Consider the following 18,804-nt stretch of genomic DNA (forward strand, 5'->3'; position numbering starts at 1 on the left):
ACGCGTCCTCCGTCTCTATTCAGTTCAGTTCTTAGCGTCTAGCTCGGCCGGCCAGGTTGCAATGTCTTTACGGTGATGCTCACCAGCGAAGCTGATCCAATCGACGCCCTCGTAGGCCTTGGCTCTGGCTTCTTCAACGGTTGCGCCGCGTCCCACGACGTCCAGCACACGCCCACCGGAATTCACCAGCATTTCGTCGGGTTCGAACCCGCAACACCCCAGTGCAACCTCCTCCGCCGAAGATGTGATCTCAAAACGAGTACCCGCGTGAATAACATGCACGCCGTCGATAGCTTCCGCGTCCTCAATGCCTGTGATTTCATGTCCGGTATCGGGTGTGTCCGGGTAGCCACCCGATGCCATCACAACCGTGACCACCGCATCCGGGGACCAGATGGGAGCAGGCAAATGAGCAAGCGTTCCAGTCGCCGCGGCGTAGAGCAGGTCAGCAAGTGACGAATCGAGGCGTTCAAGAACAACCTGCGTCTCAGGATCACCGAAGCGAACATTGAATTCGACGACGCGAATACCTTTCGACGTCATTGCCAGACCGCAGTAAAGCAGCCCCACGAACGGGGTTCCGCGACGAGCCATCTCGTCAACGGTCGGCTGAGCAACGGTCTTCACGACCTCGTCGACAACCGAGTCATCCAGCCACGGAAGCGGCGTGTACGCACCCATGCCACCCGTATTCGGACCGGAGTTTCCGTCGCCAACACGCTTGAAGTCTTGAGCGGGAACTAGCGGAACAACAGTCGTGCCATCGCTGACGCAGAACAGAGAGACCTCGGGGCCATCCAAGTATTCCTCAACCAAGACAACGCCATCTTCACGGTTCAGGCAGGTGGTTGCGTGAGCAAGCGCCACATTGCGATCATCAGTCACCACAACACCCTTGCCAGCGGCAAGCGCATCATCCTTCACCACGTAGGGAGCGCCGAATGCGTTGAACGCAGCCTCGACCTCTTCGGTCGTACGGCAGGTGAAAGCGCGAGCGGTCGGAACACCAGCTGCTTCCATGACCTCTTTAGCGAATGCCTTGGACGCCTCAAGTTGAGCAGCAACCTTCGACGGGCCAAAAACCGGGATACCTTCAGCGCGCACAGCGTCAGCGACGCCGGCGACAAGAGGAGCCTCAGGGCCAACAACAACCAGGTCCACTCCGCGACCCTTCGCGCGCACAGCGACATCATCCGGATTCAGCGGGTTAAATACAAGTGATTGCCCCAGTGGCTCAAGCCCCGGGTTACCCGCCTGAACAATCAGTTCAACCGGATCAGATGAAGATGCAGTACGTACGAGGTTTCGGGCGAGGGCGACCTCGCGCCCCCCATTTCCCACTAAGAGGACCTTCATGGCTTCAGCCTATCGATGTTTGCGAGCTGGCGCGACACTCGTCCAATTCCTCCCGACGTGGGACGTGCCACGAATCCACCTTCCGCGCCGCCCAGTTTCGTGATTGACGAGGCCGGATCCGACCTACCATGCGCCATTCGAATCGCCGGTCCGAGTGGTCGCAGACGAATCTTCATCAACGTCAGTGCTACGACGCAATCGACGTTCAATTTCTTGACGACGTTGCTCTTCTGGGGTCAATGGCTTCGATTCTTCATCGCCCTCCTGGTCCAACGAATCACCCTGCTGACTCTGTTCTTGACCGCCACCGGAAGAACTCTGGCCCGAAGAGTCGCTGCTCTGCGAATTATTCGACTTATCCGGCTTACCTTGTGCGCGCTGACGCTTATTCTTCAAGCGCTCGCGAGCCCTACTTGCCTGCTCAGATTGGGAAGATTCTTCCTGATCAGCAGATCCGTCACCCGACCCCTGGTCAGGCTGAGAGTCTCCGCCCTGCCGGTCGGCCTCGTTATCCGAAGACGAACCGGACTGCGACGAACTCGATTGGTCGGAATCGCCAGACTGACCTTGATCGCCACCTTGGCCCCCTCGGCCACCGGAGGACTGATCCTGCGGATCCGACGGGTCTTGCGGCCGGGAATCAAGAGTGCACGCAACAAGCATTTCATCCGCCTGCTGGTAATTCTGATCCGCTTCATCACCCTTGCCGGATTCTGTCGCCTGGTCGCCCAATACCTCGAGCGCAAGAGCAGTGTTAATACGCACCTGACACTCGTAAGAGAAGGCTTGAATGTGCCCCTCTTCGTCCTGTGTAGCCTTCGGGACGCCTTCAAGAGCAATCTGCAATTCGCTGAGTGCCTGACCTGCTTTGCCCTCTTTCAAAAGAGACGTGCCCACGTTGTAATGCGCCACCCATGACTCTGGCCCGTAGGTCGTCAACGTACGTTGCGTTGAATACTCGCCCGTTGCCTGGGTGTACTCGCCCGCCCGCCACTGGTCTCGCGTGTGATGAGACCAGACGGGAAGCCCCACAAGGAACGACGCAATCAGGCTAGCAACGACAATGAGGGGCGTAGACCTCAGGAGTCTGCGCAGATCTTCCTTTGTTCGCTCCCGCTTTGCCGGAACAGGCTGGCGTTCAGGATCACCAGCAGTACGCCCACCGAAGGGAAGCGCGACCTCGTACTTATTCGCCTTACGGGTGTTCTTCTTAGATGGCACGAGCCCTCCTCATGTTTCGGGCTTTACCTGCAACGATCGCGGTTTCCCACTGAAGCATTCCGCCCAAGAACAGGGCAAACGGCCAAATCAGGTAGCGTGCTGCCTTCACTTGGGCTCGCTGAGTGGCCACTACCTGCGAATTTTCATCCAGAGTCGACGCAGCCTGTTTGACCTCGGCAGTTGCCGGCGAGTGGATGTACGTCAGCCCCGTTTGCTCGGCAATGTCTTTCAAGGCGTCCTCGTCAATGCGCGTAATCGCGATCGGAGAATCCGGCTCGGAACCATCGCGAATGTACTCGTCTTCGACCACTTCACCTGCTTGATCGCCCGACTGAGAGTCTTCGGTGTATCCGCGCTCCTGCGCGTCACCCGTCAGGCGACGCACCTTCATCGGCCCACCCTCTTTCGTGCCGTACCCGATGATCGCACCACCGTCGACGTATCGGCTCATCAACCCCCACGAAGACGTACTCATGTCGTCGATGGGACTCCAGACGTCTTCATTCGAGCTTTCCCCGTCAGAGAAGACGAAAAGCCCACGGATTGCGTCCGGATCTTGTTCTTCAGCGTCAGACAGCGCACTGAAAAGAGCTGAAGCCGGACGATTCGGTGTCGACCCGTGGGACGAGTCAGAAAGCTCCTGACGCAGGTTCGTCAGATAGCTGTCGGCAGCATCCCGATCCGTCGTCAGAGGGAGAACCGTGCTGACATTCGAATCCCAGACCATGATCGTGATGCGAGCACCCGGCATTGCATCAAGGATGGTCTGAACGTCCTGTTTGACGCCCTCGATTCGAGGCCGATCGCCATCCCAGTCTTCACCCGCCATCGATCCTGTCCGGTCGATGACAATCCACGCTTCGGCCGCCGAGCCAACGTCACTTGCCTTGCCAGGAATGGAGGGGCCCGCCATCATAAAGACCAACAGAGCAACGATCGTGGCACGTCTGGCGGCTTCACGTTTCGATGTGCGCGTACCTCGCTTCAGCCCAAGCAGGACCAGCGCGAATCCAACAAGCGCCACAAGAATGAAAGCTGTTAAAGAAAACACGGGACGGAAGAACATGTCAGAGCCTCCCGATCGCAAGCAGACCGAGGAACCCGATAATGCCAACAGCGGCAAGACTGAGGAAGCCAGCCGGCTTATCGATCTCAAGAACCTTCGCATGCTCGGACAATTCGATGCGCTGTAGAGATTCGATTTCTTGGATGATCCCTTGGACGCTCGCAGCGTCGGAGGCATCATAGAAGACACCGCCGTTGTCTTCGGTCAGCTCTTTCAGTTCTTCACCCTCGGTGGTCAGCAGGTCACCATCCCCGGGATACAGGGTGGTCACCTGAACGTTCTGCTGATGAGCAAAATCAAACGCCTGAGCAAGCGTGTAAATCTGCGGACCGTTGATCTCGTTATCCGTGGCAAAAAGAATCAGACGTGAACGGTCTTCGCCGGAGTGGTCAAAACTCAGCACACACGACGCCAAGCCGTCGCCTGCAAGCGACGCGGCTTCTTCTTCGTCGTCAAGGGTCGCCGCCGTGTAGTCAATCAGCTCCTGCGTGACATACACGCCGTCGGCGCTTTCACCCAGGTAGCCTTCCTTCATGATTCGGCTCATCTCGTCGAGCTCAGACACCGCAAGGTCGTAGTCGTTCGTCAGCGGGAACTTCACCAACGTGCGAGAATTCCACAGGTTCAAGCTGATTCTTTCGCCTGCAAAATGCTGAACAATCCGCGAAAAAGCATCGCCGATATTCCCGTCGTAGGGGATCATCGACCCCGACGTATCCAGGCACAAAACAATGTCACGTGACGCCGTCTTCTCATCCTGGATCACGCGATCAATGGGTGCCCCGGCACTGAATGCCACGCCGACAATGCCCAAGCTCAAAAAGACAATCGCGCCCGCAAGCATGATGCGACTACGCCTGACCAGGCGTTTAAAGCCGGGCAACGTTGAGATATAGCCGGAATGCGCCACCCAGCCTCGTGAATCATTCGCGATAGAGGACGAGGCCGCACGCCTCCACCCAACGACCAACGCGACCAGGGCGGCTCCGATAACGAGAACAACGAAAAAGGTGAACTTCACTGATCGATCACCTTCAACGCTGACTCAAGAAGCGTCGACACCCACTTGCGCGTCGGTTGGCCGGAGAACGAGGGTTCGACGCAGCGCTCCATCAGATGCACGTACGCCGGCCACATCGGCACGAGCGCGCGAATCTCAGCGACCGTCGCGGACTCAAGATTGCGCCCCGTCCGCTCGGTCCCCAGCGCGCGCATCAAACCCGCAACCGCCAAGTGAACCTCGGATTCGTTCCATTCTCCGGCGAAGAAATTCGCTTCGATCTGCACAAGATTGTCACGGTATGCACGACGTTGCTCGGCGCTCAGATCACGCAGGCCCCGCGGACGATTCGCATCCGACTTCCACCAGCGGACCAGGCACACCACAATCCACGCGACGATGATGAGGAACAGAATGAGACCGGCAACCCACATCCACTCGGGATACACGACCGGCTCGCGAACACCGTCCAGAATGTTACCTGACACGAGTCCCCCTTTCGAGGGCGCTCATCAGAGCACGTGGCACGTCCTTCGAGCCCGAAACCGACACTCGGATCACACCGCGATGATCCAGTAGGGACGCGACCTCTTGACGCCTAGCCGACACGATCAACTTCGCCTGGTCAGCCAACTGCTTGTCACCCAACAGGAAATCAGGCAACGGCCCCTGATCGACATCGACAATGCGAGTTCCCTTCGGCAAGTCCACCGGATTCATATCATTCACAGACACCACGATCACCGCATGTTTGCGCGTCAGCTTCGCTAAGACTGCATCCGCTTGCGAACCTGGCTCAGGCTGGAGCGAATCCGTTGCCAGAACAATCAGGGACCTACGACGAATCGCAACACACGCTCGCTCAAGAAGCGCCGTCACATTCGACGCGGGTGTTTCAAGCGTGATCGCCGGGCTGATCCGTCGCAGAAGCATCTCCGCGTAGGCATTACCTGAACGCGCCGGGGAAATAGTGATCTTCTCACTATCCCCTGAAATCGCACCCAACTGATCACCACGCGCTACCGCCAACCATGCGATCGCCTCACAGGCCCTGGTGGCAACATCAATCTTCGGCTCACCCGATGGAGCAAGCGCCCCCATCGAACGCCCCGTGTCGACCAGCATGACAACCTGCAGGTTAGCCGTCGACTCATAGCGACGAATAATCGCCTGCCCTGTACGAGCGGTCGCAGCCCAATCAATATCCTGGACATCATCGCCCGCATGATATTCGGCAAGATCAAGGAAATCCCACCCATGGCCCGGACGCACGCCGGAATGCTGCCCATCCATGACGGACAGCAGTTTGCGCATGATCGGCAAGCGCGCACGCGACGACAACGCGTGGATCTCGCGACTACGAACAGGCATGACGGCGTATCAGCTTCCTAGAATTCGACCGAAATAACGTGAATCAGGGCTCACGGAACGGGGACAACGTTGAAGACAGCATCAATCAGGCCTTCAACCGACACATTGTCAGCCAACGCATCGAACGTGCGGATGATGCGGTGGCGGAGCACCGAATAACGCATGGCCTTCACGTCGTCAGGAACAACAAAATGACGACCTTCAAGGAGCGCAATGGCCTGAGCGGCACGCATCAGCGCAATACCACCACGCGGAGACGCACCCACGCGCACATGATGTGCCCACGCTGGCAACGGAACGGGCCCGGAACCGCGGGTCGTGTTAATCAGGTCTACGATGTAGCCCTTCAACGTGTCATGAATGAACACCTTCTGAACGGTGTCCTGCAATCCCACCAGCTCCTCGATCGAAATCGGGTCACCCGTTGAGGGTTTCGCCATCTGGCCAGACTCAATGCGGGTCAGGATCTCAAGTTCTTCGCGTGGCTGGGGATATGTAATGACCTGCTTCAAAAGGAAGCGGTCCATCTGAGCCTCGGGAAGAACGTACGTGCCTTCTTCCTCGATCGGGTTCTGGGTGGCCATCACCATGAACGGCTGGGGAAGCGGATAGTTCACGCCACCAATCGTTGTCTGATATTCCGCCATTGCTTCAAGCATCGCGGACTGGGTTTTCGCGCTGGAACGGTTGATTTCGTCCATCAACACGAAGTTTGCGTGGACAGGACCAAGCTGAGTGGTCATTTCTGCGGTTGCCTGGTTCCAGATCTGCATACCGACGATGTCGTTAGGCATCAGGTCAGGTGTGCACTGGATTCGACGGAACGAACCGGAGACAGCGGAGGCAAGCGTTTGGGCGGCAGTCGTTTTCGCCAGGCCGGGGACGGACTCGATCAGGATGTGACCACGAGTCAGCAGACCCACCATCAGTGCACGCTTGAGGTCGTGCTGGCCGACAACTTTCGAAGAGAAAATGTCGGAGACTCGCCCTAAAAGCTCCCCAGCCTTTTCAAGTTCTTCAGCGGAAATAGTTGGTGCCACCGTTGGCCTCCCCACTCGATTGTGTGTATTTCTTAGGGCTAATGCCCAAATTTTATCGCAGGCCACCGAGAACACGGTTTGCATATAAAAGCCCGGTGGTCGGACCCATCGGGTCCGACCACCGGTATAGATCGCGTGCGCTAGAGCGCTACCTGAAATCAGGCGCGAGCTGCTGCGATGCGCTCACGGAACTTCGCGAGCTGCTCGGTGATCTCCTTGGGGAGCTTGTCACCGAACTTCTTGAAGTATTCCTCGGTGTCGTCCATCTCAGCGGTCCATGCGTCGAGATCGATCGCGAAGAGCTTGGCCCACACGGACTCGTCAATGTCGAGACCATCAAGGTTGAAGTCCTCGAACTTCGGGTAACGACCGGTGACACCGTCGATTGCCTCAACCTCGCCAGCGGCACGACGGACGATCCAGTCGAGGACGCGCGAATTGTCACCGTAGCCCGGCCACATGAACTTGCCGTTCTCGTCCTTGCGGAACCAGTTCACCTGGTAGACCTTCGGGAACTTGTCGCCAAGCTCTGCCTGCATCTCGAGCCAGTGACCCCAGTAGTCAGCCATGTGGTAGCCACAGAAGGGGAGCATTGCGAACGGGTCGTGACGGAGCGAGCCGGCCTTGACGTCGGTTGCTGCTGCGGTGACCTCGGAAGCAACGGATGCGCCGATGAAGACGCCGTGTGCTGCTTCGTACTGTTCTGCAACGAGCGGGACGTTGGTGGCGCGACGGCCACCGAAGAGGATGGCGTCAATGGCAACACCCTGAGGTGCTTCCCAGTCGGAGCAGATGATCGGGCACTGCGATGCCGGGACAGTGAAGCGGCTGTTCGGGTGAGCAGCCTTCTCGCCGGACTCGGGGGTCCAGTCGTTGCCGTGCCAGTCGATCAGGTGTGCCGGGACCTCGCCGTCGATGCCTTCCCACCACACATCGCCATCGTCGGTCAGTGCGACGTTGGTGAAGATGGAGTTGGCGCGCATGGTGTCCATAGCCATCGGGTTGGTGTCGTACGAGGTGCCCGGTGCAACACCGAAGAAGCCGGCTTCCGGGTTGATTGCGTACAGGCGACCATCCGGACCCGGGCGCATCCAGGCGATGTCGTCACCGACGGTCTCAACGGTGTAACCCGGGATGGTCGGCTGGAGCATAGCGAGGTTGGTCTTGCCACATGCTGACGGGAACGCAGCTGTGACGTGGAACTGCTGGCCGGTCTCGGTGCGGGTCAGGCGCAGGATGAGCATGTGTTCTGCCATCCAGCCATCGCGGCGAGCCATGGTCGAAGCGATACGGAGAGCAAAGCACTTCTTGCCGAGCAAGGCGTTGCCACCATAGCCGGAGCCGAAGGACCAGATTTCGTTGGTCTCGGGGAAGTGGGTGATGTACTTTTCGTCATTGCACGGCCAGTTGTCATCAACCTGGCCCTCTTCGAGCGGAACGCCCACGGAGTGAACGGCGGGAACCCAGGTTGCACCTTCAGCGATGAGGTCCATTGCAGCCGTGCCCATGCGGGTCATGATGCGCATGTTGCAGACAACGTAGGGGGAGTCGGTGATCTCGATGCCGAGCTGCGAGATCGGACCGCCCAGCGGGCCCATGGAGAAGGGGATCACGTACATCGTGCGGCCCTTCATGGAGCCGGTGAACTTCTCCTTGAGGATGGCCTTCATTTCGGTCGGGTCTGCCCAGTGGTTGGTCGGGCCGGCGTCCTCTTCCTTTTCGGAGCAGATGAACGTGCGGGACTCGACACGTGCAACGTCAGAGGGCTTGGAGCGAGCAAGGAAGGAGTTCGGACGCTTCTCTTCGTTGAGCTTGGTGAACATGCCAGTCTCAACCATGAGAGAGGTCAGGCGATCCCACTCTTCCTGCGAACCATCGGCAAACTCGATGGCGTCAGGCGTCGTCAGCGCGGCGATCTTAGCAACCCATGCGAGAACGTCTTCTGGAGCGTTGGACGGAGCTGCTGCTCGCACATCCTGTTCGGTCACGGACATTTTGCCTCCTGAGGCTTTCGGTATTCCAGGGCGACGGGTGCGCCCCTGTTCTACGTGTTCCATAATCCCAGATAGTGGAGGAAAATGCGCGGGCGATAAGTCCCGTGAGCATGTGTGCAACACTTCACAAACGTGGCGCGTCGGTATCCGTTCGTCTTCCTTCATTCATCTGAACGCCTCGAGTGCCTTAATCTGTAAGTGCGTTTTGGAACGCATCCCCAATCCTCAGGAGGAAAAATCGTGGGACTTCGTAAGGCCGCTGACGGCCCGTCCTTCTTCGACCTGTATTCACAGCAGGCCGCGAACCTTGTTTCCGGCACGACGATTCTTTCGTCAATCCTTGACTCCTCACCGCAGGAACAGGTCGCAATGCGCGATCAACTGCACGAGGTCGAACACTCCGGTGATGAAATTAATCACCACATTTTGAACCTCATCAACCAGACTTTCATCACCCCCTTCGATCGTGAAGACCTTGGCGCCTTGGCCTCGTGCCTCGACGACTGCATGGACCTCATCGACGAGGCCGGCGACCTCTACGTCATGTACGGTCTGAACGACCTACCGGACTACGTACACTCGCTTCTACACGAGCAGGTCGATATCTTGACTCGTTGCGCAGCGCTGACGGCAGAGCAGATCCCCGGCCTCAAGTCCCCACTGGACATGCGCGACTTCTGGGTTGAGCTGAACCGCCTTGAGAACGAAGGTGACACGACCTACCGTCGCGCTCTCACTTCGATCTTCGATTCCGGCCTTGATCCGGTGACGATCATCAAGCTGAAGGACCTTGTTGAGGTCCTAGAATCGGCATCCGACGCATTCGAAGACCTCGCAAACTGCGTTGAAACGATTGCGGTGAAGGAGTCCTGACCCGTGGATCTTAATCTGGTCCTGGTCTCGCTGGTCGTGATCATTGCTCTTGGTTTTGACTACACCAACGGCTTCCACGATGCGGCGAATGCAATCGCAACTTCCGTGTCCACCAGGGCACTGACCCCGCGAGCCGCTCTCCTCATGGCTGCTGTCATGAACATTATTGGTGCACTTTTGGGCACGGAGGTCGCAAAGACTATCGGTGAGGGCATCATCGATATCTCGCACTACACGAATTCGTCCGACGTTCTTCAACAGAGAGAGGGCTTGGCGATTGTGCTGGGCGCTCTGGTCGGTGCGGTTGTGTGGAATCTGATCACATGGTGGTTTGGGCTTCCATCGTCCTCATCACACGCCTTGATTGGTGGTTTGGTGGGCGCTGGCCTTGCTTCAGCAACCCAGGTGAAGTGGATTGGAATTCTTCAGCACGTCGTCATCCCGATGTTCGCGTCCCCGGTGATCGGCTTCCTTCTGGGCTTCTTCCTCATGAAGGGCCTGATGAGACTGTTGCAAAATCTGCCCTATCACCGCACGATGCGTCGCTTCCGTATTCTTCAGACTCTGTCAGCTGCAGCAATGGCCCTTGGCCACGGCCTGCAGGACGCTCAGAAAACGATGGGCGTCATTGTGATGGCGCTGATCGCCGGTGGCTACGGCGAGACGCACAACGTGATTGACCCGGTGACGGGTGACATCATGATTCCGCTGTGGGTCAAACTTGCTGCCGCAGGTGCAATTTCGCTGGGCACGTATGCCGGTGGCTGGCGCATCATGCGTACGCTCGGCCGTAAGATCATCGATCTAGATCCGGCTCGTGGCTTCGTCGCCGAGGGTGTTTCCGCCATCGTTCTCTACCTGTCCGCATTCGTTCTTCATGCTCCGATCTCCACGACGCACACGATTACGTCGGCGATCCTTGGTGTGGGTGCAACGAAGCGTTTCTCGGCTGTCCGCTGGGGGGTTGCTGGCAACATCGTGGTCGGTTGGTTCTTGACGCTTCCGGCTGCTGCGGCGGTTGCGGCGATCGTGTACTTCATCGTTCACGCGGTAGTTGGACTGTGACGATAGTGTTCGCCAATTTACGAGGCCGAACGGCCCACGCCACCGGCGCGGGCGCGTTCGCTGTTTCAGCCGTCGCGCTAATAGCAGGGTGTTCGAATTCGTCTGTCCTTGATTTGAAGGTCGGTGATTGTATTCAGCTGCCGAACACAGAGACGGCGGTGACGATCGATCGCACGTCCTGTTCCGAGGAACATCGGGGCGAGGTTTCAGCCGTTGTTAAGACAAACCCAAACGGTGCTGATGATGCGTTCCCTGGCGCTTCCAAACTGAACTCGCAGGCTGAAGAGGCGTGCGTTTCCTCTTTTACCGACTATGTTGGGTCAAACTATGTGACGTCATCGTTGGATGTATCGTGGCTTGTTCCGACTGAACAGTCTTGGAAGGACGGAGATCGTCATATTGCGTGCGTTGTGTATGCCCAGGGCGATCAAAAGCTCACGCAGTCTGTGAAAGATTCGAACTTGTAGGGCTCGCTTCTTCGGCTTTGAAGCTGTATACGGGGTGGGGGCGTCTTGCCGAGACGCCCCCACCCCGTGTGTTTTTACCGGATGATTAGCTGTTCCGGTCCGCCATCAGATGCGGTTAAGCGGGTTGCGGTGGAGGCGGCCTCGTCGATAAGGAAGCGACCAGCTGGTGAGCGTCACCACCTACGCCCCACGCGACACATCCGGGCTCAAACACGCAAAACCGTCGCACTAGGTGCAGTCGGTGCACAAAAACCACCCCCACGACCGCCGATCTCACCCAGACGATCAAAGCCTTGCTCGAGAGCGTCAACGAGTTTGACGGCTTTCTGGTTAACCGTGATCGAGCGCGCCAGATCCGCATAGGAGCGATCCAGCTCGTAGGCGTAGAACTTGGCCTGCTAATCGCTGAGCAGACCACCCTCCATCACGGTTACAGTCTCCAGTTGTCCGGGGCGGCGACCTTGTAGTTCACCCCGATGGCTTCGAAGTGCTTGATCGCCGCGTTAATCTTCGCGTTCTCACCCGGGCGACGCTTCGTCGGATCCAGGCTCGACTTCGTCTCCCGGATCAAATACAGCCGGTCCTGTCCCTCCTCGGTTTTGATAATCGCCCAGTCCGGGTTGTAATCCCCAACAGGGGTGGGGATACGGAACTTGTCGGGCAGTTTCATGAACAAGCGGATGTCTTCTCGCCCGTCCAGGTACTCGGCGAACTGGTGCTCGACCGCGGAGTCAAAGACGACGTAGTCAAAGTCTGTCTTTCCCGTGTTGGTCACCTTGTAGAGCTGGTCAAGGAAGCGGTCTTTCTCCTCAAGGCCGTCTTCTTGCAACTCGCGCAGCTCGTAAATACTCCCGCCGATCTTCTCGTACTGGATACCCTCAACCACCACGTGAGCGAGCTCTTCTTGAATATAGGTCGACGCCATCTTGATGAAGTCGTTCGGGTTACCCAAAAACTCCCCAAGCCGCCCCGAGCCGGTGAGGATATCGATGATCGTCCGACGGGTCAGCGAGGTCGCTTCCTGTAGCTGGGCCACGATATCGGGCAGAGGGTAGGAGCCGGTCAGGTTCGCGCCACGCGACCCAAGCGCGCTGCCCTTGGTGCCACCACGAGTCATCGTCATTTTCGTGCGCGTGACCTGGATACGGATCGGCTCGATCCTGGGAGCCGTCTTGATTCGGTTCACGCACGCGTCCACCAGGGCTTGGCGTTCAAAGTTGACCCGGTAGGTGGTGCGCTGGGTGATCTTGTCCCAGAACTCCTCAAACCCGGGGGCTGCGTAGAGTTCCTTGTTCAGTTTGCGGGCCACACGCTTGCGCTTGCGCTTGATGATGGTTTCCATCTTGCACGCGTTGACGATGTTGATGACATCATCCTCATACTCCGCGTAGGGCTCGGGCAGATCAACCGTGAAGCCAAGATGCTCGGGCACCCAGCTGCCCTGGACCTCACCCTGCTCGTTAATGAAACCGCGCCGGTGGAGGTGATCCCAGATCTCGGCCGACCGCTTCGCACCCAGCACGGCCTCTTTCCCATCAACCGTGATCGGCAGGCGCGAGAATTCCTGCTTACGCACAAACCCGATCGCCACGCCCGCCTTCTGGTACTCGTTCTGAAGCGCTGAAGCGAACGCCTGATACGACTCGCTGGCCACCACCGTCAACTGCGCCAGCCCAGTATCGCTAATGCGTTGCCCGGCCTGGTTCACTGGTAGACGCAGCCCACGACCGATCGTCTGGCGGCGCTCGGTTTCCGAGGCCATGTCACGCAGCGTGCAGATCTGGAACACGTTCGGGTTATCCCAGCCCTCACGCAAAGCAGAGTGGGAGAAAATGAACCGCACCGGCTCATCCATACTCAACAGGCGGGCCTTGTCACGCATGATCAACTCATACGCGTCATCATCAGCCTTGGTCTTGCCAGACGAGTCCTTGAACGTCATCACCGCGTTTTTGCCCTTACCGGACTTCATCTGGGCGAAATAGCCACTACGCGCCTCCAACGCCGTAACAGGCATGATGTCCCTGGCCTCGGGCTGGCGAGCCAGTTCCTCGGTGTAAAGCTCATCGAACCAGGTAGCAAAATCACCGTTCGCGTCCAGGTTGTTGACACCGTTGCCCAGATAGGAAGCGACCTTGTCGATAAAGAACAAAGACAGCACCTTGATACCCCGGGCATGAACCTGGAGTTCTTTACGGATATGTTCGCGGATGGTCTCGCGGATCATCTCCCTGAACACCGCGTCCTGGTTCGAGCCGATCTCATCCCCAACATGCAGGTACCCGTAGTTGGATAGTTCGATGCGTTCAGGCTCAACACTGATCTCGCTGACCCGCCAGTTACCCTCATAAGCCGGGTTACCGCCAGAGACACGCTCCAGATCATCACCCTGCGTAGCGGTCACTTTGCGCTTGGCATACGAGCCGTCCTTCTTACGGCACACCAACTCCAGGGAGGCTTTGAACGGGTCGCGAGACACCCCAAGCAGCTTCACATACGGTTTAGCGCTCCCGCCAAGCTCCTGAGCGTCCGAGACCACGATCGTCTTGACCAGGCCGAGCTGGTGGGCGTCGAGCGGGTCAAGCCGGTACACCACGTTACGGGTCACCCGGTGGGTTGCGGAATAGCGCAGCGTGCACAACGGGTCCAGATCAGCCACCGCTGACTGAGCCAACTGTGACTCCATGTTCTGCGGCTCATCCATGATCACGATCGGACGAGTCGCTCGCAAATAATCCAGAGGCCGCAGCCCAGCAAGCTTGTCCCTGGTTTGGTGCATGATGCGCGTGTTCTTATCCCCACGCAGCGAATCAATCGTCATCACCAGGAACTGCAAACACGTCGCCGATGCGAAATCACGCACCTCCTCAGCACGCTCACCCGCATACACCGAAGCATCCATATTGATCTCCGGATACAAATGGCGGAAATGCTCACGCATCAAATCAATCGAGGTCTTCACACCCTCACGGATCGCCACCGACGGCACCAGAATGATGAATTTGGTAAACCGGTAACGCTTGGCCAGCTCAAACGCGGTACGCAAATACACGTAGGTTTTGCCCGTACCGGTTTCCATCTCCACATCAAACTGCAAACCATCAGCAAGCGCCTGAGCACTCTCCAGACCGTTACGGTCCTGGACCCGCTGCACGTTCGCCAGGATCGTGTCCTCGTCCAGCACCAAGTTGTTACCCACCGCGCCGACCTCGGCAGCGATATCCAAACTCACCTGACCAGACACTTCACCTTGGTCAAACAAGGCAGGCTCGGACGGCAACAGCCGGAAGGTGGTCACCAGCTGGTCCGCGTCCGCGGGCTGCCCATCGAACAAGTCCGTGACCGCTTCGATCGCGGAAGCCTGATACGGCTGATGAGGATCAAACTGAAAACGCATCACACCCGCTCCCTCTTAGGCCGTCCACAAGTCAACGCCACGGGAACGGCATTCCTGAACCAGGTTCGTCTTCAGTACGTCATCACCCTGGAACGCATCTTCAAGCACCACCAGGCGGCCTGGCTCCAGTGTGACCATGGCGCGTAGTTGTTCCAGGGTGGGCTTGACGTGCTCGTTCAGGTAAGCGACCAGCAAGCCATCCGCCACGTTGAACGCCTCCAGCCCGGCCACATACACACGCTCAACCTGCTCGGTCAGCGAGAAACCAAGCTTGAGCAGAACCTCAGTCAACAGCGCTTCAGGGCGGGCGTCATCATCCGCGGACTCACCCATCCCAGCGAACAAATCGGCCAGCTCCTCCTCGGACAGTGAGGAATCCGCACGCCACTTCGCAAAATTCGTATCCACCAACCGGTAAGCACGGAAGCCCACGTCCAAGCCCTCAGCACGCCCATCGAGCTTGGCAGACTCTTCCTCCAGAATCTTCGCCCCAGCCCTACGGATACGCTCACGCGTAATCTCCGCGATATTCTCATAGCCGGCCTTGCGGGCCTCAGACTTCTCATCGGTCGGCTCGGGCAACTGCACCGAAATACACCGACGGTTCCCACCATCCTCAGCATTCAACGCCATCACAGCATGAGCAGTCGTGCCCGAACCAGCAAAAAAGTCCAGAATGATGTCGGCGTTTGATGAGCTTTTCATTGTCGCGCCTCGAATAAATGATTTCACCAAGGAGACGGGCTTGGGGAAATCAAAAGAAGCGCTCAGGTCAGAGCCAAGTTGAGCCAGATCATGGACGCCATCTTTGTTGAGATGCTTAATCACGGAATAGAATTTGGAGCCATCTTCGCTGACTTTTCGGTAACGTCCGACGATGTGGCCTTCAGCCTTCTTCTTCAACACATATTTTCCGGCTGCAAGTCCTTCGTCTATTTCAGCCAATTTCTTCGCGCCATGGTACTTCTCTATCTCCTCATATAGACAGGTACCGTACTTACCGAATTCTTTACGAAGCCAGTCTTCTTCGATCCAGTATTCCTCCCCATCGATCACTACCCGCGAGCCTCGGATATCCTTGGGTCGCAGAAGGGGCTGAAACGTCCCAATATTTCTTGCAAAAACGAGTGCATAATCGTGTCCCCGGATTAAATGTTTTGCCAGGCCGCCTCCCTCCGCCCTAATAACGGCGAGGGTGCCGACGTAGTTAGCTTCGCCAAACGTTTCCGACAGAACCGCCCTTGCGTGATCAATCTCCTCGTCGCCGATCGAGACGACGAGACAACCATCTTCGGTCAGAAGATTCCTTGCAAGTTTGAGGCGCGGGTACATCATGTTGAGCCAGTTGGAGTGGAATCGTCCGCCTGTTTCCGGGTTAGTGGAAAGTCTCTCCCCCCCCCCCGTCCTATTTGCCCTGTTTTTTCGAGGTAGGTACCGATCGGGTCCGCGTAGTCATCCGGGTAAACGAAGTCGCTGCCCGTGTTGTAGGGCGGGTCGATGTAGATCATTTTGATCTTGCCGTAGTAGTGCTTCTGCAGCACTTTGAGCACTTCCAGGTTGTCGCCTTCGATGACGACGTTTCCTGTGGTGTCCCAGTTCAGAGAGTTGTCGCGGTCGGGTGCGAGCGTGGCCGTGGTGGGGGTTTGGGCGACGCGGATGGCTTGTGTCTTGCCCGGCCAGAACAGGCCGAAGCGCTCGGTGCCGGTTGCGGCGTCATCGCCGAGTACAGCCTGGAGCGCGGCGACATCTATCTTGCCGTCAGCGACGACCTCGGGCAGGAGGTCTGCGAGCTTGCGTGCGACGTCGGTGTGAAGGTTCGGTGTTGTGGGCGGAACCTGCTGGATGTCTTCTTCGTTCATTCTTCTGTACTCCGGTGATTGTTGGGATTGGGGTGAAACGGCAAGGTCGGTCTAACGGTCATCTTGTCACTGCGACTGCTCATTGTTTGGCTTCCAGGTCCAGTCGTCCTTCGCGCACCCACTGGTCTACTTCAGAGAGTTTGAACTTGTACAGTTTGCCGACCCTGTAGGCGGGCAAGAGTCCCTCTTTGATCCAGTTACGGATGGTGTCTTTGCTGACTGTCAGGTGATCGGCTACTTGTTCTAGATTCACCCAGGGTTCGTTGACGTCGTTCGTCATGATCTGCCTCCCCACAGTGCGTTGGCGATGCCCTGCATTGGGGCGCTTGCAGCTCCTAGAACCCCAAGGAGGTCCACGTTCTTCAGGGCCCAGTGTGTCTGGTTGAGCTCGTTGAATCGGCTATTGCCCCACAGGTCCAACTCTGTGAGCAGATCGTTGATCACCTGTTGAGGGACGGTATCGATCGCACAGTACTCCACGCGGATTCCTGAGCGCAGGATTCTCACGTCGGTCAGACAATCCGACTTACCTTCATAGGAGTCTCGCTTCTTAGAACGCGTGCGGAAGGCAGCCTTAAGCAAGGCGAGCAACGTGCCGCCTGTGAGCCGAACATGCGGCTGTTCAAGCTGGTCCATGGCTACTCCCGAAAATTCCGAACTTTCTGAACCTTCTGAACATGGTCTCGAGGTAGACGCTGAACCTTCTGAACATCACGGTTGATGTCAGAGATGAACGGCAGGGTTCGTTCCATGCTCGAGACGAGATCCAACTGGTTCCCATCAATTCCTAGGAAACTAGTGTAACTCAGGTCCCATCGCGAGCCCGTCAGGGAATTGGGGTGAAAACCTCACCCGTCTGACATACCTCGCACACCGCTACCTACACCTGGGCCGGTGGGAGGTCGCGCTCATGCCCCTGGGCGTGCTGCTCGACCTGGTCGAATGCCACTGGCAACACACCCAACCCGGCCGCAACAGCGCTGAGCCCAGCATCGACGACATCATCCCCGTCGAGATCTGAGTTCGCTTATCGGTCGAAGGGAGGGACATGCCTATTGCGGAGCCTGGGCGGCGTGCTATCTAGAGTTCTCGCTGGCAGAGTTTCTCGCCGGGGCAAGGCCGGGCAAAGTCGTCATCTTGGCATCGGTTAAACTGGGCATAATTGTTCAGCCCGCCTCGGAGCCTTGCTTCTGGGAGCGGGCTGGATCTTTGGGTATTAACCCGATCTTTACTCATCGACCGGCGTCGACGCCAAGGCACTGCCTATAGTTGCCGGTGGCAGGGAGCTGATTCGGCTAACCTCGTTATGGGACGCCAGATAGCGCTCCCATTCCGAGGCCCGTGTTCATGCACGGGCTTTCGCGTAGACGCAGTGTCGGAATAGACGTAACCCCGGCGATGCAGCCGAGGCTGGTGATCGTTCCGGGGTCTTCGTTAACGATGATAGCAGCGGAGGTTACTCAGTGACCAGTGACTCCCACCTCGAGTGGAACCCTCAGGTCATGCTGGACCTCCTGTCACGAGACCGCATGACAACCTATTTGGACGCATGCGAAGGACAGGTAGACGAGGCATTCAGCCTCTACCAACACAACCTCGAAATAGCCGCCTCCATTCAGGGCATGACGGCGATGGTTGAGGTGGTCGTTCGCAACGCTATTGATCGATCTCTCATGGACCTGGTGTCAACGCGAGGTTCAGGCGAAGACTGGTTCGACCTACCCGTCTTGGATATCAAGGCGCGAGCAGATGTACGTACCGCTAGGGACCGCATACGTCGCGTTAAGAAATCGGTTGAGCATTCTCGTGTTCTTGCCGAGTTGTCTTTCGGTTTTTGGCGATTTCTGACTTCAAAGCGTTACCTAACATCGCTGTGGATTCCCGCGACCCAGTACGCCTTTCCCCACGGACATAAAGATGCCCGAACGCGTCAACAACAGGTGTCTGCGGCGTTGACGGACATGACGTTTATTCGTAACCGCGCCGCGCACCTCGAGCCTGTTTTCAGGCGTAATTTAAGCGGCTCTTCGTACTTGGGCGTGGGTCATAGGTTGAGTCCTCCGCTGACGAGGAGTGTGCGGAGGCGGTAGTTTTC

General features: G+C 57.7%; 17 protein-coding genes. 4 read left to right on the forward strand and 13 right to left on the reverse strand.

What is annotated here, in order from left to right; translation table 11 throughout:
- Positions 1-24 precede the first annotated feature (24 nt).
- The 8 genes from purD to QP381_RS07260 all read right to left on the reverse strand — a co-directional run bounded on the left by purD (position 25) and on the right by QP381_RS07260 (position 9,048).
- Positions 25-1,356: a phosphoribosylamine--glycine ligase gene (gene purD / locus QP381_RS07225; RefSeq protein WP_006680300.1), complete on the reverse strand. Its 1,332-nt coding sequence runs from the start codon at positions 1,354-1,356 to the stop codon at positions 25-27.
- A 123-nt stretch (positions 1,357-1,479) separates the two neighbouring features.
- Positions 1,480-2,577, reverse strand: a complete 1,098-nt coding sequence (locus QP381_RS07230; protein WP_103632479.1) for a hypothetical protein — start codon at positions 2,575-2,577, stop codon at positions 1,480-1,482.
- Positions 2,567-3,643 (reverse strand): vWA domain-containing protein, encoded by a 1,077-nt coding sequence (locus QP381_RS07235; RefSeq protein WP_181002134.1) that lies wholly within the window; start codon positions 3,641-3,643, stop codon positions 2,567-2,569. Before QP381_RS07235 ends, QP381_RS07230 begins: the two co-directional genes overlap by 11 nt.
- Position 3,644: 1 nt before the next feature.
- On the reverse strand, positions 3,645-4,664 hold the full coding sequence (locus QP381_RS07240; RefSeq protein WP_103632481.1) for a vWA domain-containing protein: 1,020 nt from the start codon (positions 4,662-4,664) through the stop codon (positions 3,645-3,647).
- The gene (locus QP381_RS07245; protein ID WP_285068202.1) at positions 4,661-5,131 is read right to left on the reverse strand and encodes a hypothetical protein; all 471 of its coding nucleotides are present in this window, start codon (positions 5,129-5,131) and stop codon (positions 4,661-4,663) included. The genes QP381_RS07240 and QP381_RS07245 overlap by 4 nt, the downstream gene beginning before the upstream one ends.
- Positions 5,121-6,014, reverse strand: a complete 894-nt coding sequence (locus QP381_RS07250; RefSeq protein ID WP_285068204.1) for a DUF58 domain-containing protein — start codon at positions 6,012-6,014, stop codon at positions 5,121-5,123. Before QP381_RS07250 ends, QP381_RS07245 begins: the two co-directional genes overlap by 11 nt.
- A gap of 50 nt (positions 6,015-6,064) precedes the next feature.
- The gene (locus QP381_RS07255; protein WP_442953406.1) at positions 6,065-7,042 is read right to left on the reverse strand and encodes an AAA family ATPase; all 978 of its coding nucleotides are present in this window, start codon (positions 7,040-7,042) and stop codon (positions 6,065-6,067) included.
- A gap of 170 nt (positions 7,043-7,212) precedes the next feature.
- Positions 7,213-9,048 carry a phosphoenolpyruvate carboxykinase (GTP) gene (locus QP381_RS07260; RefSeq protein WP_103632485.1) on the reverse strand — a complete coding sequence of 612 codons (1,836 nt, stop codon included), beginning with the start codon at positions 9,046-9,048 and terminating at the stop codon, positions 7,213-7,215.
- 240 nt (positions 9,049-9,288) lie between these two features.
- Between QP381_RS07260 and QP381_RS07265 the strand changes: the two genes are divergently transcribed.
- Genes QP381_RS07265 through QP381_RS07275 form a run of 3 tightly spaced genes read left to right on the forward strand, consistent with a single transcriptional unit; the run spans position 9,289 to position 11,453 of the window.
- Positions 9,289-9,921, forward strand: a complete 633-nt coding sequence (locus QP381_RS07265; RefSeq protein ID WP_006680308.1) for a DUF47 domain-containing protein — start codon at positions 9,289-9,291, stop codon at positions 9,919-9,921.
- Between the two features lie 3 nt (positions 9,922-9,924).
- On the forward strand, positions 9,925-10,986 hold the full coding sequence (locus QP381_RS07270) for an inorganic phosphate transporter (RefSeq protein ID WP_006680309.1): 1,062 nt from the start codon (positions 9,925-9,927) through the stop codon (positions 10,984-10,986).
- Positions 10,987-10,991: 5 nt separating this feature from the next.
- Positions 10,992-11,453, forward strand: a complete 462-nt coding sequence (locus QP381_RS07275) for a septum formation family protein (RefSeq protein WP_103632486.1) — start codon at positions 10,992-10,994, stop codon at positions 11,451-11,453.
- Positions 11,454-11,883: 430 nt separating this feature from the next.
- On the opposite strand, the gene QP381_RS07280 is transcribed toward QP381_RS07275, so the two are convergent.
- The 5 genes from QP381_RS07280 to QP381_RS07300 form a co-directional block, all read right to left on the reverse strand.
- Positions 11,884-14,850: a restriction endonuclease gene (locus QP381_RS07280; RefSeq protein WP_285068206.1), complete on the reverse strand. Its 2,967-nt coding sequence runs from the start codon at positions 14,848-14,850 to the stop codon at positions 11,884-11,886.
- 15 nt (positions 14,851-14,865) lie between these two features.
- Entirely contained in the window at positions 14,866-16,185 is a 1,320-nt protein-coding gene (locus QP381_RS07285; protein ID WP_285068207.1) for a DNA methyltransferase, read from the reverse strand.
- Positions 16,182-16,709, reverse strand: a complete 528-nt coding sequence (locus tag QP381_RS07290) for a site-specific DNA-methyltransferase (adenine-specific) (protein ID WP_285068208.1) — start codon at positions 16,707-16,709, stop codon at positions 16,182-16,184. The genes QP381_RS07285 and QP381_RS07290 overlap by 4 nt, the downstream gene beginning before the upstream one ends.
- A gap of 79 nt (positions 16,710-16,788) precedes the next feature.
- Positions 16,789-16,989: a helix-turn-helix domain-containing protein gene (locus QP381_RS07295; RefSeq protein WP_006680313.1), complete on the reverse strand. Its 201-nt coding sequence runs from the start codon at positions 16,987-16,989 to the stop codon at positions 16,789-16,791.
- The gene (locus QP381_RS07300; protein WP_006680314.1) at positions 16,986-17,345 is read right to left on the reverse strand and encodes a hypothetical protein; all 360 of its coding nucleotides are present in this window, start codon (positions 17,343-17,345) and stop codon (positions 16,986-16,988) included. The genes QP381_RS07295 and QP381_RS07300 overlap by 4 nt, the downstream gene beginning before the upstream one ends.
- Before the next feature lie 827 nt (positions 17,346-18,172).
- Between QP381_RS07300 and QP381_RS07305 the strand changes: the two genes are divergently transcribed.
- Positions 18,173-18,799: a hypothetical protein gene (locus tag QP381_RS07305; RefSeq protein WP_006680316.1), complete on the forward strand. Its 627-nt coding sequence runs from the start codon at positions 18,173-18,175 to the stop codon at positions 18,797-18,799.
- The last annotated feature ends 5 nt before the right edge of the window (positions 18,800-18,804 follow it).

The organism is Pauljensenia sp. UMB6358 (assembly GCF_030216865.1).
Taxonomy (GTDB): domain Bacteria; phylum Actinomycetota; class Actinomycetes; order Actinomycetales; family Actinomycetaceae; genus Pauljensenia; species Pauljensenia turicensis_A.